We start from the raw sequence: 16403 nt of genomic DNA, 5'->3' as shown, positions 1-16403 counted from the left end.
GCCCCTACCCTTTCCCGCATGACCGCCGTGACGCAGCCAGCAGCTCTGCCACCACCCGTGACCGGCCTGTCCCGCGACGATGCCCGGCGTATCGCGCTGCGGGCCCAGGGCCTGCTCGGCGCCCCCGACCGCCGGGCGGGGGTGCGCGGGGTGCTGCGGCATCTGGGCGCGGTGCAGCTCGACACGATCTCGGTGCTGGCCCGCTCCCATGAGCTGGTGCCGTATGCCCGGCTCGGCGCCGTGGGCCGCCCCGCCGTCGAGGCCGCCTACTGGGCCACGGCCCCTTCCGGCGCGCCCGCGGCCCGGCCGCACAGCTTCGAGTACTGGTCGCACGCCGCCTGCATCCTGCCCATCGAGGAGTGGCCGCACTTCGCCTTCCGCCGCCGTGCCCGGCGGGCCAAGGGCCACCGCTGGCACGTGATGGAGGACTCCGAGCGCTCCTGCGCCGCCGTCCTGGACCGCCTGACGGCCGATGGCCCGCTGACCACCTCCGAACTGGGCGGCGGGCGGAACGGAGGGGAGTGGTGGGACTGGTCCGAGACCAAGATCGCGGTGGAGTGGCTGCTCGACACCGGCCAGGTGGTCTGTACCCAACGCCGCGCCTGGAAGCGCGTCTACGACCTCGCCGAGCGCGCCGTCCCGGATTCCCTGCTCCATGACGACCTGGCCGACGCCGAGTGCCTCCGCCGCCTGGTCGCCCAGGCCGGGGCCGCCATGGGCGTCGCCACCCGCGCCGACCTGGCGGACTACCACCGCCTCAAGGCCGAGCAGGTCGATGCCGTGGTCGCGGACTCCGGTCTGGTCCCGGTCGAGGTCGAGGGCTGGGGAAAGCCCGCCTGGGCCGACCCCGCCGCGCTGGCCGCCCCGCCCCGCGGCCGGCACCGCACGACCCTGCTCTCGCCCTTCGACTCCCTGATCTGGGACCGGCCGCGCACGGAACGGATCTTCGGATTCACCCACCGGCTGGAGGCATACGTCCCGCGCCCCAAGCGGATACACGGCTATTTCGCGATGCCCCTGCTGGCGGGCGGCCGGCTGGTGGGCAGGGTGGACCCGGCGCGCGAGGACACCACCCTCGTCGCCCGCCAGGTCTCGATGCAGGGCCCCAAGGCCGTCGCCCCGATGGCCTCGGCCCTCCGGGAAGCCGCGACCTGGGTCGGCTGCGACTCCGTACGCGTCGACCGCTGCGACGACCGGAAACTGGCCGACGCCCTGCGCTCAGAACTCACCCACATGAGTGAGTAGATCCGTCGGCCGACGGCTCCGGGGGCGCACACCGCCCCCGGCCACCCGGCACACCGGACGGCCGGCCACCGGTGCCGGATCGCTCACCCCTGCCGGCCCGCTCACCGGATCTCGAGGATCTTCTCCCGCATCGCGTACACCACCGCCTCCATCCGGGAGTGCAGCTGCAGCTTCTCCAGGATGTTGCGGACGTGGTTCTTCACCGTGTTCTCGGAGATGAAGAGTTCCTTGGCGATATCGCGGTTGTTCATGCCCGTGGCGACCAGCTTGAGGACCTCCAGCTCACGATCGGTGAGCCGGGGCGCGGGCACCAGCCTGCGCTCGTCCGAACGCTGGATCATCGACTTGAACTCCGTCAGGAGCTTGGACGCCATCGACGGGCTGATCTGCGACTGGCCGTCCGCCACCGCGCGGATCGCGGTCGCCACCTCGTCGGTGGAGATCTCCTTGAGGAGGTAACCGGTGGCGCCGGCCTTGATCGCGTCGTAGAGATCGGCCTCTTCGTCACTGATCGTGAGCATGATGATCTTTGCGCTGGGGGCCACCTCCTTGATGGAGGTGCACGCCTCGATTCCACCGCGCTTGGGCATCCGTACATCCATCAGCACGATGTCGGGCAGCAGATCCGCGGCCTTGTCGACCGCCTCCGCGCCGTCCCCCGCTTCGCCGATGACCTGGATGTCCTCCTCCTGGGCCAGGACGATCTCCAGGCCGCGCCGGAAGAGCGCGTGATCATCCACGACCAGGACCCGGATCGGCTCCTTGCGCGGCACGCTTACGGCCCGGCCGGCCCCGTCATCGCTGCCGGCACCGCTGTGGTCATCATCCGCGTCGTCGCGCACGGGCCCGAAACTGTCCCCCATTGATCCTCCCCGTCAACTACTCGGCCGAGAGGCCGGAGCTTGGAAATAAGGCTGGTTGACAACAGCCCCCTGCGGCCGGCCCGATCAATGCCATACGACCGTCTCCCCGGCTCGTCGCCGTTTCGTGTCCACATACTCCCTGGTCGGCACAAACACTATACGGCTTCAACTCCTGTTTTCTCCGGGCACGATGGTGCCCCCGGCGTGCGCCGGGGGCACCGAGCGGGTGGGGTTCAGCCGCCCAGCGCGCCGCCTGCGCCGCCGGGCTCCTCCTCCCCGAACAAGTCGGGGTTCAAGTGGATGACTCCGTAGTCGTATGCGTGCCGCCGGTAGACGACACTCGGAAGCTTGGTGTCGGCGTCGACGAAGAGATAGAAGTCGTGTCCGACCAATTCCATCTCGTTGAGCGCCTGGTCGAGCAGCATCGGCGCGGCCGAGTGGGTCTTCTCGCGGACGATCAGGGGTCCTTCACCCTGGACATCGATCGACCCCATCCTGGTGGTCGGCACCTTCTGGTCGGCCTCGGCGGCGAGTTCGCCGTTGGTGTTCAGGCTTGCGGCGTCGGGCACGGTGACAGCGACTTCACTCGCCGGAATGCGGCCGTTGCCGCGACGCGAGTAGCGCTTGTCGTGCTGCTTCCGCAGACGCGCTTCGAGCTTGGCGGTGGCCAGATCCAGCGCGGCGTACGGGTCGGCTGCGGCCGCCTCGGCCCGGACCACCGGGCCGCGGGAGCGGAGGGTGATCTCCACTCGGTCGGAACGGTCGGCCTGCCGCGGGTTGGGCTCCTTGGACACCTCGACGTCCAGGCTGATCACCTTGGCGTCGAGCTTCTGGACTTTGTCCAGCTTCAGCTTCTCGGCCACGTGCTTGCGGAACCGCTCGGGCACCTCGGTCTTGCGGCCCTTGACGACGATGTCCACGCAGAACTCCGTTCCCGGATCGCTCCGCTCATCAAGCGGAGCAATTCCTTCTTGCACCAGGCTCCGGTGGTTGCCGAAGCCTCGGACTTGGCGACTTTCACCTCCTCCTCCCCCGACGACAAGCTCTCCACTCCCCCCGTTTTCAGGGTCGCTGCAAACGCCCCTGAACGCATTCATCGCGACATTCGAGGCAAAACACCCGCCAAGTCCTCACAACCGAACATAGCTCTCCCGGACGGATGTCGGCACCCCCTCGGAGCCGTCGGCTCCATTTGGGTGACTTTTCCTCCTCCCCTACTTGCGACGTGGTAATGCCTCGGTTCGCGCCCCATCGACCTCGAAAGCACGGCCCGGCGCTGCCGCCACCACCGCGGCTCCGGCCACCCGTCCGCCGGCCTCCGTGACCGCCCGGGCCGCCTCGGCGAGCGTGGCCCCCGTCGTCACCAAGTCGTCCACCAGCACCGCTGACCGGCCCGCCAGCAGCCTCCCGGCCCCGGCCCGCACCTCCAGTGCACCGGTGACATTCGCCAGCCGCTGCCGGGCGCTCAGCCCCGCCTGGTCGGCCACCGCACGACGCTGCCGCAGCACCGCGAGCACCCGGGCGCCCGGCCCGGCCCGCCGCAGCTCCCCGGCCGCCGCCAGCGCGATCCTGCGTACCGGATCATGCCCGCGCCCCGCCACCGATCTTCGTGCCGACGGCACGGGCACCAGCAGCAGCGGCCCGCCGCCGGCCCGCAGTCCCCGCACGGCCCCGGCCAGCACCGCCCCCAGCGGCCCGGCCAGCCGCAGGGCACCCCGTTCCTTGTGGGCCAGCAGCACCGCCCGCACCTCATCGGCATACGGCGCTCCCGCCCAGACCCGGGGCAGTCCCACGGGTTGCGGCCACGGCCGCACCCGCCGCGCCCCGCGCCCGTCCCGCGCCAGCACCCGGCGGCATTCGGCACACAGCTCCGTACGCGGCCGACCACAGCCCGCACAATCGACCGGCAGCACGAGCCCGGCCAGTTCGCGCCACACCCCCTGCATGACTCCACTGTCCCGCCGTTCCCGCCCGGCCACCACCCCTGTGGATAACCGCGGTCGCGGACAGACGGATCAACCGCACGGGACCTCGCGGCAGGCCGGCCCGCCGCCTCCCCGGCCCCGGGCAGAGCGCGCACGTCATCAGCGCCGTGCCGATGCCCTCGCCATCCGCGTCACCCGGGATAGACCGGCGCCGTCCCGTCCGCCACGGTCTTCCAATTCGCGTCCAGAGGCAGCCGCACAATGCCCTCCGTGGCGTCGGCGATCAGTGGCCTGGTGTCGTCCTCCGAGGCGGCCACCGCCTTGACGCCGTTGACGCCGGGCAGCGTCTGCGCGTCCGACGCCGAACCGTCGGTCTCCATGAACTGCATCTGCTGCACCCCGCCGGACTCCCGTCCGACCACCACCAGCCGGCTGCCGCCCGCCCAGGACGCGGCCACCACGTCCTCCAACTGCGGTGCGATCGGCCGCAGTTCCTGCACCGACAGCACCGGATCCGCCGAACTGCCGCCCCGCTCGACCCGGCCGAGCTGGAGCGTCGTACGCCCCTTGTCCTCCACCAGGACCGCAATCCGGATCCCGTCCGCGGCCACCTTGATCGCCTTGATCCGCCGCCCGCCCAGGCCGGGCACTGCCACCTCTTCGGGGTCGCCCTTGCCCTCGCGCATGCGCAGCAGCCGCGAACCGTGCGCATCGCGGTCCGCGATCCACAGATCGCCCAGGCCGTCCCAGCTCGGCGCGGTCAGCCCGCTGTCGGCATCCTTGGCCGGGCCGGTGCTGGTCAGCAGCGGCTCGCCCCGTTTGATGTCGTCCTCCATACCGGCCACATACAGCGACCGGCCGTCCTTCGACACCCCCGCCGCGGTGTCCTCACCGTGCGAGATGGCGATCGAACGCAGCGCGGTGTGGCCGGTTCCGAACGGCCCACGCACCGGCGCCGGTTCGGTCGCGGAGTCCGACATGGAGACGACCTTGTCGCCGGCAGCGATGAAGTACTCCCTGGCGGCGCGCCCGGCGCCCGGGGACGGGGCGAAGTCGCGCTTGGCCTGCTCCTGGGTCAGCGCACACAGGGAGTTGTCACTGTTGTCCCGGAGCTCCACCTTGCTGACCTTCGAAGCCTTTGTCATGTCCTGGACGGTGAAGAAGAGCTGCGCCGCCATCCGCTCGCACTGGGCGCGGTCCGTACTCACCGCCTCCTTGCTGAGCTTGACGTGCAGCTCGTTGGAGTCGTCCAGGGCCAGATCACTTGCGGCGAGCTTTGTGCCGGACGGGAACGCCGAAGTCGTCACCTGGTTCAGCCAGTCGGTGGGCCCGGACAGCAGGGCCTTCACACTGGCCGTGATCGGCTTTATCCGCTGCCGCAGATAGACCGGGTCCGCGACGAGCGCGTTCCGGTTCGCCTTCGGCTCCTGCGACTCCGAGTTGTAGGACGCAAAGTAGTACTTGTTGACCGAGCGATAGATGCGCTGGAAGTCGGACAGCCCGAGCACCAGTCCGTTGGGCAGCCGGTCGATACGCCACTGTCCCCCCTCCTTGATGAGGTGGATCGACCGGCGGTACCGCTTCTCCTCCGGGGCGTAGGCGTGGCTGTCGTCCACCGTCGCCACCTGGCTGCCGGAGAGCGTGACCGTGTAGCCGTTGCCGTCCTCACGGTTGGGCTGCGCCTTCGGCTCGGGCTTCGGACGCTCCTGGAGCACATTGGTGACCTGGAACGGCCGCCAGGTCCGCTTCGCCGACTTGGCCAGATACTGGATGGCCGTACGGAAATCCGCCTCGTCGCTGGTCGTCGCGTCGAGGAAGCTGCGCACGATGTTGGTGGGCTGCGCACCGTCCTGCGGGGGCACGCCGTAGACCCGCACCTGCGACTCCCCTTCGGAGCGCGGCGACTGGTCGACCGACGTGACATCCCCGCCGTCCGGCATCGACGCACACCCCGCCAGCAGTGCCGCCGCACAGCCGAGCAGCAGAAACTTCCGCGCCGGCCGGGCTCCCCTGCGGGCACGTGGACGGGACCCGGTCCCCTCCCCGCGCTCGCCTCCGCGCTCAGTGTCCACGCAGCCCGCCTTCCCGCTCCACGCCCTGTCCGGCTTCCTGCTCGGCCCCGCCCTCGCGGACCGGCTCGTCGGTGCGCGCGCTTTCACCCCGCGCTGCCGCCTCGCTCCGTACGCCCCCGCTCTGCGGCACCACACGGGCACCACTGCCGGGCAGCGCCGTCGGATCGGCCTCCGGGCGGGCCACCTTCGGCTCCGGCACGGGGGACGCCGCGTCACCCGTCTGTGCGGCACGCGCCTGCACCGGGATAGTGGACGCCTTGCCGCCCGATCCGGCACGCGGCTGCCCCGTCTCGTCCAGTCCGCGGTGGCGCCGCGAGTCTTCCGGCTCCAGGGGTATCGGGGATCCGCGCAGCGTCTCGCCGGCCGTACGGGGCAGCGTCAGCCGGAACTGCGAGCCGCCGCCCGGCTCGCCCCAGGCCTGCAGCCAGCCGCCGTGCAGCCGGGCGTCCTCGACGGCGATGGACAGGCCGAGTCCGGTACCGCCGGTCGTACGGGCCCGGGCCGGGTCCGCGCGCCAGAAACGGTTGAAGACTCGGGTGGCCTCGCCGGGCTTGAGGCCGACGCCGTAGTCACGCACCGCGACGGCCACCGCACCGTCGCTCCGGCTGCCCGCAGACGCCAGCCGCACGACCACATCGCGGCCCTCGCCGTGCTCGACGGCGTTGACGACGAGATTGCGCAGCACCCGCTCCACCCGGCGCGGGTCGGCCTCGGCGATCACGGGCTGCTCGGCGCCGCGCACCACGATGCGGGTGCCCTTGCGCTCGGCGAGCGGCTCGGCCCCCTCGATGACGCGGTGCACCACGTCGCGCAGATCGACCGGCTCGGCCTCCAGCGCGGCCGCGCCGGCGTCGAACCGGCTGATCTCCAGCAACTCCGCGAGCAGTGATTCAAAGCGGTCGAGCTGGCCGCGCAGCAGCTCGGCGGAGCGCGCGGTGGCGGGGTCGAACTCGTCCCGCACCTCATGGATGACGTCGGCCGCCATCCGTACGGTCGTCAGCGGCGTACGCAGCTCGTGCGAGACGTCGGAGACGAAGCGGCGCTGCATCCGGGACAGCTCCTCCAGCTGCTGGATCTTGGCCTGGAGGTTCTGCGCCATCTTGTTGAAGGACTCACCGAGCCGGGCGATGTCGTCCTCACCGGTGACCTTCATCCGCTCCTGGAGCAGGCCGGCAGCCAGCCGCTCGGAGATCCCCGCGGCCATCCGTACGGGTGTGACGACCTGCCGCACCACCAGCCAGGCGATCGCGCCGAGCAAGATCACGACGAACACCCCGGCCGTCGCCAGCGTCCCCGTCACCAGCTTGAGCGACTCCTCCTCCTGGCTGGACGGGAAGAGGTAGTAGAGCTGGTACTGGTTGCTGTTCACATCGTTGAGCCGCTTGCCGATGATCAACGCCGGTACGCCGTCGTCCGACCCGATGCGCTTGATCTCGGTGTACTGGCTGAACGTCCCGGATTTGGTCTCCAGCTTCCGCCGCAGCTCAGGGGGCACGCTCCGCTCGGGATCGACATCGCCGGAGGCGCGCGGCCCGCGGGTACCGGGGCTGGAGTCACCGAACGGTTCGTCGGAATCGGAGCTGAGTGCCACGACCGAGAAGACACCCTGCCCACCACTGGCGAGCTGTTCGACCAGGCCGGTCAGCCAGGTCGCGGAGTCCTGGGTGCCGCGGCTCCCGATGCGGACGCCTCCGTCGGGCCGCGTGTCGTCGGCCATCTTCTGGGCGACGCTGAAGCCGCCCACGGCCTGACTCTGCGCGGCCTGCTCCTTGGCCGTGAGCAGGCCGGCACGGACCTGCCCGACGACCACGACACCGAGCAGCAGCACCACGGCGAGCGACATCAGCAGCGTGGTCGCCACCACGCGCAGCTGGATATTGCGCCGCCACAGCCGCAGGGCGGGCAGCAGCGGCCGCCGCACCCAGCGGCTGAAGAGCCGCAGCAGGGGGTGGACCGGCCCGCTCACCGCGCCGTCGGGCAGCAACTGCCCACCGCGCAGCAACCAGGCAGACAGCCTGGCCGAAAAGGACATATCACCCGCCGGGTCGACGGTGCGCCCCCGCTTTCCCTCCGGGGCCGAACCGTCCCGGGTCATCTCAGCTGGGCCCGGCCTTGTAGCCGACCCCGCGCACGGTCACCACGATCTCCGGCCGCTCCGGGTCCCTCTCGACCTTGGAGCGCAGCCGCTGCACATGGACATTGACCAGCCGGGTGTCGGCGGCGTGCCGATAGCCCCAGACCTGCTCGAGCAGCACCTCACGCGTGAACACCTGCCACGGCTTACGCGCCAGCGCCACCAGCAGATCGAACTCCAGCGGGGTCAGTGCGATCGACTGCCCGTCCCGCTTCACCGAGTGGCCCGCCACATCGATGACCAGGTCACCGATCGCCAGCTGCTCGGGCGTGGGCTCTTCCGAACGCCGCAGCCGCGCCCGGATCCGGGCCACCAGCTCCTTGGGCTTGAACGGCTTGACGATGTAGTCGTCCGCGCCCGATTCGAGCCCGACCACCACATCCACCGTGTCGCTCTTGGCGGTCAGCATGACGATCGGCACCCCGGACTCGGCCCGGATCAGCCGGCAGACCTCGATACCGTCCCGTCCGGGGAGCATCAGGTCGAGCAGCACAAGATCGGGCTTCGTCTCGCGGAAGGCCGCAAGGGCCTTGTCACCGTCCGACACGAACGACGGTTCAAAACCTTCGCCACGCAGCACGATGCCGAGCATCTCTGCCAGTGCGGTGTCGTCGTCGACGACCAGGACGCGTCCCTTCATTCGGCCATCATCCCATTACCTGATCGTGACTTACTCCATCGTGACGTGGAACACACCTCTGCCAGCCCGTCCCGGGTCACCGGAGACACCACTCCGGCCTCCGTGACGATCGCCGTCACCAGCTCCGGTGGAGTGACGTCGAAGGCCGGGTTATAGGCCTGTGCGCCCAGCGGCGCTACCGGTATGCCGGTGCCGGCCTCCGCCCCGGGCCCCTGCACAAACGGCAACGAGAACTCCGTCACTTCCCGGCCCGAACGCTGCTCCACTTCGATATCCGCCCCCTCCTCGGTCTCCAGATCCACCGTGCTGGTCGGTGCTACCACCACGAACGGAACGTGGTGGTAGCGCGCCAGCACCGCCAGCGGATAGCTGCCGACCTTGTTGGCCACCGAACCGTCCGCCGCGATCCGGTCCGCGCCGATCAGCACCGCGTCCACCTCACCCCCGGCGAACAGCGAGCCTGCCGCCCCGTCCGAGAGCACCGTGTACGCCATACCCGCCCGCGCCGCCTCGTAGGCGGTCAGCCGCGCCCCCTGCAACAGCGGCCGTGTCTCGTCCACCCACAGCCGGCGCAGCTCACCGGCCCGGTGCGCCGCGAGCGCCACCGCCAGGGCGGTGCCCTCGCCCCCGGACACCAGGGCACCCGTATTGCAGTGCGTGAGAATCCGGTGGCCGCCGCCCGGCAGCAGCTCGCCCAGCAGCGCCAGCCCGTGCTCCGCCATCCGTGCGCTGGCCTCGGCGTCCTCGGCGTGCACGGCCCGCGCCTCGGCCAGCGCCGCGGCCGCGGCAGCCTGAGCATCGTCCTCGCCGAACGCCGCTCGATAGGCGGCAGCCGCCCGCCGCACGCCGTACCCCAGATTGACCGCGGTGGGCCGCGCCTGCGCCAGCGTCTCCACCGCCTCCTCCACGTCAAAGCCGCGTGCCGCGGCCAGCGCAACTCCATACGCACCAGCGATGCCCAGCAGCGGCGCCCCGCGCACGGCCAGCGTCCGGATCGCCTGCACCAGCGCCGGAACGTCCGTGCAGACCAGCTCGACCTCCTCCGCCGGCAGCCGCGTCTGATCAAGGAGGACCACAACGGGCCCCTCGGGCGGCTCCTCCCAACGCAACGACGGAATCGTGAGCGCCCCGGCGCCCGCCTCGGATACCTCGTACTGATCGCCCATTCATTCAGTCTGCCGCCGACCGCCCCTCGAACATAAGGTCCCCTCGTCCTCCAGGCTCCGGTACACAACGCCGGTGGCCATGACACGATGACTGCCACCGCGGACCCCGGACCCCGGCCGCCCCGGCGGACGGGCAGCAAGAAGGAGCGACGATGAACAACTCTCCGGGCTGGGCCTCGCCCGGATCCACTCCCTCCGACGAGCCGGCCCGCGGCGCACAGGAGCAGCCCACCCGGGAAGACCGGACCGGCCCCGCCGGGCAGTCGTCCCCACCGAACTGGTCCAAGGAACAGCCACCCGCCGGCCAGTGGTCGGCCCCCGCCGGTATCCCCTCTCAGAGCGGCCCGCACGGACGGCCTGACCCGAGCGCTTCCGGCGACCGCGCCCGTGCCGCGTCGCCCGGCTACGGCGGGCCCGGCTGGGTCAGCCCTCCTGGCCCCGGCAATCAGCCCCCCTGGGGCAGCGCCTGGGCCCCGACGCCACAGGCCGCCAAGCCCGGCGTCATCCCGCTGCGCCCGCTCGCCGTCGGCGAGATACTCGACGGCGCGGTCGCCACCATGCGCGCCCACTGGCGCACCGTCCTCGGCATCTCGCTGATCGTCGCGGTGGTCTCGCAGACCGCCGTCACCGTGGTCACCGGCCTGTGGTTCCAGGACGCCGGCCGCGAGCCCTCGCTGACGACCGAAAACATCCCGCCGCTCCGCGAAACCATGCGTGACCTGGGCAATTCGCTCGCCGCCACCGGCATCACCTCGGGGATCGGGCTGCTCGCCACCATCATCGCCACGGGGCTGCTCACCATGGTCGTGAGCCGGGCCGTCCTGGGCCGCTCGGTGACCGCCGGGGAAGCCTGGCGCGACGCGCGTCCCCAGCTCCCGCGCCTGCTCGGCCTGCTCGTACTGCTCCCCCTGCTCATCACGGCCATCGTCGCGGTCGGTGTGGCGCCCGGCCTCCTCCTCGTGGCCACGGGCACGCCGGAGGCAGGCCTGCTCCTCACCCTGTTCGGCGGACTGGCCGCCACCCTCGTGACCATCTGGCTCTGGGTCCGCTACAGCCTCGCCTCTCCCGCGCTGATGCTGGAGAAGCAGGGCGTCATCGCCGCGATGCGCCGCTCCGCGAAGCTCGTACGGGGCGCTTGGTGGCGAGTGCTGGGCGCACAGCTCCTCACCTACCTCCTGATCGGCATCGTCGAGTTCATCATCCAGATCCCGGCCACCCTCGCCGCCTTCCTCATCGGTGGCGAGAACCTCATGGACTGGGCAAACGGCACCAGCAGCTCCACCGGCTGGTCGTTCCTGACCGTGCTGGGTGTCGGAGCCGTCATCAGCTCCACCATCACCTTCCCGATCAGCGCCAGCGTCACCGCGCTGCTGTACATGGACCAGCGCATCCGCCGCGAGGCACTCGACCTCGAACTCGCCCGCGCCGCAGGCCTCCCCGGCTACGGCGCCGACGCCCCCACCGCGCACCCGTCGAGCCCCGCTCCCGCAGCCACGGGCCCGGCCGAGGGCCACGCACCACCAGCGGCCGCACCGACCGCCGCTGCCACACCGGCAGATGGGACGCCGGCCGGCAACTCCGCCACGGACCGCACCGGGGCAGACGGCTCCGCGACCGGCGGCACCAGCGCGGACACCACAGAGACGGGCACCGCGCCCACGGCCGCCACGGATGCCCCGGCCAAGGCCACCCCCGCCGACGGCACCGGGCACGACCCGGACAACGCCGCACCGGGAAGCTGATGCGGTGACCACAGGGGGGAACGGGGCCGCGCTCCGACGACTCATGGCGCGCCCCGACGACGACATACCGGTGCGGACTCCACGCGTCCCCGCCCGGGAGGCGGCCGAGCGCGAGCTGTCCGATCCTCGGTACCACCAGCACGACCCCAACCCGATCCAGCGTGCCCTGGATTGGCTCTGGGAGCGCGTCAACGAACTCTTCAACGCGGCCGCCCACGCCACACCGGGTGGCTGGATCGGGCTTCTCGCCGTCGCCGTATTCGTCCTGCTGCTCGTGGGCGCCCTCCGGCTGCGGCTCGGGGCGGTGCGCCGCACTCCGACCACGAGCGGCGCGCTCTTCGCCGACACCCCCCGCACCGCTGCCGAACACCGTGCAGCCGCCGACCGGCACGCCGCCGAGGGCCACTGGAACCAGGCGATCCAGGACCGCATGCGCGCCATCGTCCTCGCCCTCGAAGAACGGACGCTCCTCACCCCCGGTCCGGGCCGCACCGCCGACGAGGCGGCCACCGAAGCGGGTTGGGCACTCCCCGCGTACGCCGACCGGCTGCGTGCCGCGGCACGCACCTTCGACGACGTCACATATGGCGGCCGACCCGGCACGGAACAGGCGTACGCCCTCCTGACCGTCCTCGACACCGACCTGCAACACGCCAAGCCCGACCTGGCCACGACCCCGACCAGGAGCCGCGGATGACCACGGCCGCCCCGGACATCTCCGCGCTCTCTCCCACCATTCGCAGCCTGTGGACCCGCTCCCGCGGACCGCTGCTCGCCCTGCTTCTGCTCGTCATCAGCGGTGTGGTGATCGCGACCCTGCAGTCGGGCGAACAGCACGGGCGGCTCGACCCCCGATCCGCCGACCGGACCGGAAGCCGGGCCATCGCCCAACTCCTGGCCTCTCACAACGTCTCCACCCAGGTCGTGACCACCTCCGAGGAAGCCGCCGCCGCGGCCGGCCCCCACACCACACTTCTCGTCACCAACCCCGACGTGCTGACACAAGATCAGCTGTCGGGCCTGCACACCGCGACCGCCCACATGCCCGGCCGCACCGTCCTCCTCGCCCCCGACGCCTCGTCCCTCGAAACCTTCGCCCCGGGCGTCCGGATCGCTTCCCCGTCCGGCATCTCGGCTCGCGAACCCGCCTGTTCCCTGCCAGAGGCCCGACGTGCGGGTAGCGCCCTTCTGGGTGGCCGCAGTTACACCACTGCCGTCGGCGCCACCGACCGCTGCTACCTCAGCGGCGAACGGCCCACCCTCCTGCGTCTGCCGGCCCCCCGCACCGGCCGCGACACCGTCCTCCTCGGCTCCCCCGATTTCCTCTACAACCACCACCTCGCCGAGCACGGCAACGCCTCGCTGGCCCTTCAACTCCTTGGTACGCACAAACATCTGGTCTGGTACCTCCCCTCCTTGAGCGACCCGTCCTCCGCTCAGGACAACCAGCGCGGCTTTCTCGATCTCATCCCTTCCGGCTGGTACTGGGCCCTGCTCCAACTCACCTTTGCCGCCGCCGTCGCGGCCCTGTGGCGCGCCCGTCGCCTCGGCCCGCTGGTGCCGGAAAAGCTCCCTGTCACCGTCCCGGCCGCCGAAACCACCGAGGGCCACGCCCGCCTCTACGAGCAGGCCAACGCCCGGGACCGGGCTTCGGCCGTACTGCGCTCAGCGACCCGCATACGACTCGCCCCCCTCATCGGCGTGTCCCCGACACACGCCCACACACCCGACATCCTTCTCCCGGCCATTCACACCCACTTGACCACCGCCCCCGGCGTCGACACAGCCCTCCATGTCCTGCTCTTCGGCCCGGCCCCCGCGGACGACAAGGCCTTGGTCCACCTGGCCGACCAACTCGACGCACTCGAATCCTCGATCGTTTCCCAAGAGAGGCACGCCCCCCGTGAGCACCCCGACCGCTGACAGCGCCCGAGCCTCCCTGGAGGACCTGCGCACCGAGATAGCCAAGGCCGTTGTAGGCCAGGACCCCGCCGTCACCGGCTTGGTCGTCGCACTCCTCTGCCGCGGTCACGTGCTCCTCGAAGGCGCCCCCGGCGTCGCCAAAACCCTGCTCGTTCGCGCCCTGTCGGCCGCTCTCGAACTCGACACCAAGCGCGTCCAGTTCACCCCCGACCTGATGCCGAGCGATGTCACCGGCTCCCTGGTCTACGACGCCCGCAGCGCCGAGTTCTCTTTCCAGCCGGGTCCCGTCTTCACCAACCTCCTGCTCGCCGACGAGATCAACCGCACGCCTCCCAAAACCCAGGCGTCCCTGCTCGAAGCGATGGAAGAGCGCCAGGTGACCGTCGACGGCACAGCCCGTCCCCTCCCCGAGCCATTCCTGGTAGCCGCCACACAGAACCCCGTGGAATTCGAGGGCACTTACCCGCTCCCCGAGGCCCAGCTCGACCGGTTCCTGCTGAAGCTGACGGTGCCGCTCCCCGCCCGCCACGACGAGATAGACATCCTCACCCGGCACGCGGCCGGCTTCAGCCCCCGCGACCTCGGCGCCGCAGGGCTGCGCCCTGTCGCCTCCACCGCTGACCTCGACGCTGCGCGAGCCGCGGTCGCGAAGACTGCCGTCTCCCCCGAAGTCACCGGCTATATCGTCGATATCTGCCGTGCCACCCGCGAATCCCCCTCGCTCTCTCTCGGCGTCTCCCCCCGAGGCGCCACCGCCCTGCTCTCCACGTCACGAGCCTGGGCCTGGCTCACCGGCCGCGACTATGTCACCCCCGACGACGTCAAGGCCCTTGCTCTTCCGACGCTCCGACATCGCGTCCAGCTCCGCCCCGAAGCGGAGATGGAGGGAGTCACCGCAGACTCCGTGATCAACGCCGTACTCGCTCATCTCCCCGTCCCCCGCTGAGACGACACCGTGGCCCTCACCGGACGCACCGCCCTCATCTCCGCATGCGGAGCCCTCTTCGTGGGCTTCGTGCTGCCCAGCTGGCTCGGCATCCTCACCGTCCAACTCGCCCTGCTGATAGCAATTTTGTGCGATCTCGCGCTCGCCGCGCCAGTGCGAAAGCTCCATTTCACCCGAACCGGTGAAACAACCGTTCGACTAGCAAGCGAAGCCCACACGCACCTCACCCTCACCAATCCGAGCCGCCGCACCCTGCGCGCCCAGATCCGTGACGCCTGGCCCCCGAGCTCCTTCCAGCCCGGCGCGGACATCCCCGCGTCCCGCCACACCGTGCGCATCCCCGCCGCCGAACGCCGCCGCCTCACCACCACGCTCCACCCCACCCGCCGCGGTGACCACCACGCGGTCCGCGTCACCGTCCGTTCCTTCGGCCCGCTGGGCCTGGCGGCCCGCCAAGGAAGCCATCACGTCCCATGGACGCTTCGCGTCCTTCCGCCCTTCACCAGCCGCAAACACCTCCCCGCCAAGCTCGCCCGGCTCCGCGAACTCGACGGCCGCACCAGCATCCTGACCCGCGGCGAGGGAACGGAGTTCGACAGCCTCCGCGACTACACGCCCGGTGACGACACCCGCTCCGTCGACTGGCGCGCCACCGCCCGCCGGCAGGGCCTCGCAGTCCGCACCTGGCGCCCTGAACGCGACCGCCGCATCCTGCTCGTCCTGGAGACCGGCCGTACCTCGGCGGGCCGCGTCGGCGACATTCCCCGCCTCGACACCTCCATGGACGCCGCTCTGCTGCTCGGAGCCCTTGCCGCCCGCGCCGGAGACCGTGTGGATCTGCTCGCCTACGACCGCCGCGTACGCGCTTCAGTCCAAGGCCGCACGGCTCGCGATCTCCTCCCGGCCTTGACCGACGCCCTGGCTCCCCTCGAATCCGAACTGGTCGAGGCGGACGCCCGCGGCCTGGCCGCCACAATCCACCGCCGTACCCCACGCCGGTCCCTGATCGTGCTCTTCACCGGCCTGGACACGGCCCCCGTGGAAGAAGCTCTCCTACCCGTCCTCCCCAGCCTCACCCAACGCAACGAACTCATCGTCGCGGCCGTGGCCGACCCCCGCATCGAGGAACTGGCCGCCGGCCGCCATACGCCCCAGGCCGTCTACGCAGCCGCCGCCGCGGAACAGACCCGCGCCGCCCGCCTCCGCACCGCAGACCGCCTCCGCCACCACGGCATCACCGTCATCGACTCCACCCCGGCCCATCTGGCCCCCGACCTGGCCGACGCCTACCTCACCCTGAAGTCCACCGGTCGCCTGTAAGACCGCCCTTTCCTCACCCCTCCCCCCTTGCCCCTCGCCCAGACGGGCGTCCGCAGCCCCTCCGCCAGACACGTCACTGCAAGGGGAGGCCGAGGCCGTCACACGCTTGGGGCGACGACGCTGCTGGGCAACCAACTCCTCAAGACCCAGTGCAGGCACTGGGAAGAATTCGGTGCAGGGAGACCAGGCCGCCGGGAACGGCCGTACGCAAGGCTCGCTCCCGGCATCCGGCATCCGGCATCCGGCATCCGGCATCCGGCATCCGGCAGGGCATACCAACAATCAACATCCCACCGGGCAAGCGCTTCTTGATTGCCATTCGTCCGGGAACGCAAAAAAGCTCCGGTCCCTGAACCAAAGGTTCAGGGACCGGAGCTGAAAAATTGTTCGGCGGCGTCCTACTCTCCCACAGGGTCCCCCCTGCAGT

13 protein-coding genes are annotated in these 16403 nt (G+C 71.0%); 6 read left to right on the top strand and 7 right to left on the bottom strand.

Annotation, left to right across the window (positions count from 1 at the left end; genetic code table 11):
- The first annotated feature begins 18 nt into the window (after positions 1 to 18).
- Positions 19 to 1245, top strand: coding sequence for a crosslink repair DNA glycosylase YcaQ family protein (locus AB0C46_RS35490; RefSeq protein ID WP_362833065.1), 1227 nt, complete (start codon positions 19 to 21; stop codon positions 1243 to 1245).
- A 101-nt stretch (positions 1246 to 1346) separates the two neighbouring features.
- On the opposite strand, the gene AB0C46_RS35485 is transcribed toward AB0C46_RS35490, so the two are convergent.
- From AB0C46_RS35485 to mtnA, 7 genes are all read right to left on the bottom strand, one after another.
- The gene (locus AB0C46_RS35485) at positions 1347 to 2108 is read right to left on the bottom strand and encodes a response regulator transcription factor (protein WP_362833064.1); all 762 of its coding nucleotides are present in this window, start codon (positions 2106 to 2108) and stop codon (positions 1347 to 1349) included.
- Between the two features lie 233 nt (positions 2109 to 2341).
- Positions 2342 to 3028 carry a ribosome-associated translation inhibitor RaiA gene (gene raiA / locus AB0C46_RS35480; RefSeq protein ID WP_109890130.1) on the bottom strand — a complete coding sequence of 229 codons (687 nt, stop codon included), beginning with the start codon at positions 3026 to 3028 and terminating at the stop codon, positions 2342 to 2344.
- 294 nt (positions 3029 to 3322) lie between these two features.
- Positions 3323 to 4054 (bottom strand): phosphoribosyltransferase family protein, encoded by a 732-nt coding sequence (locus AB0C46_RS35475; RefSeq protein ID WP_362833062.1) that lies wholly within the window; start codon positions 4052 to 4054, stop codon positions 3323 to 3325.
- Positions 4055 to 4224: 170 nt separating this feature from the next.
- Positions 4225 to 6105 (bottom strand): LpqB family beta-propeller domain-containing protein, encoded by a 1881-nt coding sequence (locus tag AB0C46_RS35470; protein WP_362833061.1) that lies wholly within the window; start codon positions 6103 to 6105, stop codon positions 4225 to 4227.
- The gene (mtrB, locus tag AB0C46_RS35465) at positions 6095 to 8137 is read right to left on the bottom strand and encodes an MtrAB system histidine kinase MtrB (RefSeq protein ID WP_362833060.1); all 2043 of its coding nucleotides are present in this window, start codon (positions 8135 to 8137) and stop codon (positions 6095 to 6097) included. Before mtrB ends, AB0C46_RS35470 begins: the two co-directional genes overlap by 11 nt.
- A gap of 64 nt (positions 8138 to 8201) precedes the next feature.
- Positions 8202 to 8879 (bottom strand): two-component system response regulator MtrA, encoded by a 678-nt coding sequence (mtrA, locus tag AB0C46_RS35460; protein WP_006605255.1) that lies wholly within the window; start codon positions 8877 to 8879, stop codon positions 8202 to 8204.
- Positions 8876 to 10045 (bottom strand): S-methyl-5-thioribose-1-phosphate isomerase, encoded by a 1170-nt coding sequence (mtnA, locus tag AB0C46_RS35455; RefSeq protein ID WP_362833059.1) that lies wholly within the window; start codon positions 10043 to 10045, stop codon positions 8876 to 8878. The genes mtrA and mtnA overlap by 4 nt, the downstream gene beginning before the upstream one ends.
- Before the next feature lie 152 nt (positions 10046 to 10197).
- Between mtnA and AB0C46_RS35450 the strand changes: the two genes are divergently transcribed.
- From AB0C46_RS35450 to AB0C46_RS35430, 5 genes are read left to right on the top strand one after another with little or no spacing between them, the layout of a single operon-like run.
- Positions 10198 to 11787, top strand: a complete 1590-nt coding sequence (locus tag AB0C46_RS35450) for a hypothetical protein (RefSeq protein ID WP_362833058.1) — start codon at positions 10198 to 10200, stop codon at positions 11785 to 11787.
- A 4-nt stretch (positions 11788 to 11791) separates the two neighbouring features.
- The gene (locus AB0C46_RS35445; RefSeq protein WP_362833057.1) at positions 11792 to 12484 is read left to right on the top strand and encodes a DUF4129 domain-containing protein; all 693 of its coding nucleotides are present in this window, start codon (positions 11792 to 11794) and stop codon (positions 12482 to 12484) included.
- Complete coding sequence (locus tag AB0C46_RS35440) at positions 12481 to 13710, top strand: DUF4350 domain-containing protein (protein ID WP_362833056.1); 1230 nt, start codon at positions 12481 to 12483, stop codon at positions 13708 to 13710. Before AB0C46_RS35445 ends, AB0C46_RS35440 begins: the two co-directional genes overlap by 4 nt.
- Positions 13691 to 14656, top strand: a complete 966-nt coding sequence (locus AB0C46_RS35435) for a MoxR family ATPase (protein ID WP_362833055.1) — start codon at positions 13691 to 13693, stop codon at positions 14654 to 14656. Before AB0C46_RS35440 ends, AB0C46_RS35435 begins: the two co-directional genes overlap by 20 nt.
- 9 nt (positions 14657 to 14665) lie before the next feature.
- Complete coding sequence (locus AB0C46_RS35430) at positions 14666 to 15976, top strand: DUF58 domain-containing protein (protein WP_362833053.1); 1311 nt, start codon at positions 14666 to 14668, stop codon at positions 15974 to 15976.
- Positions 15977 to 16403: the final 427 nt, after the last annotated feature.

Origin of the sequence: Streptomyces sp. NPDC048637, from assembly GCF_040650675.1 — a bacterium.
Classification (GTDB): Bacteria; Actinomycetota; Actinomycetes; order Streptomycetales; family Streptomycetaceae; genus Streptomyces.
This window is presented reverse-complemented; position numbering and strand designations above follow the sequence as displayed.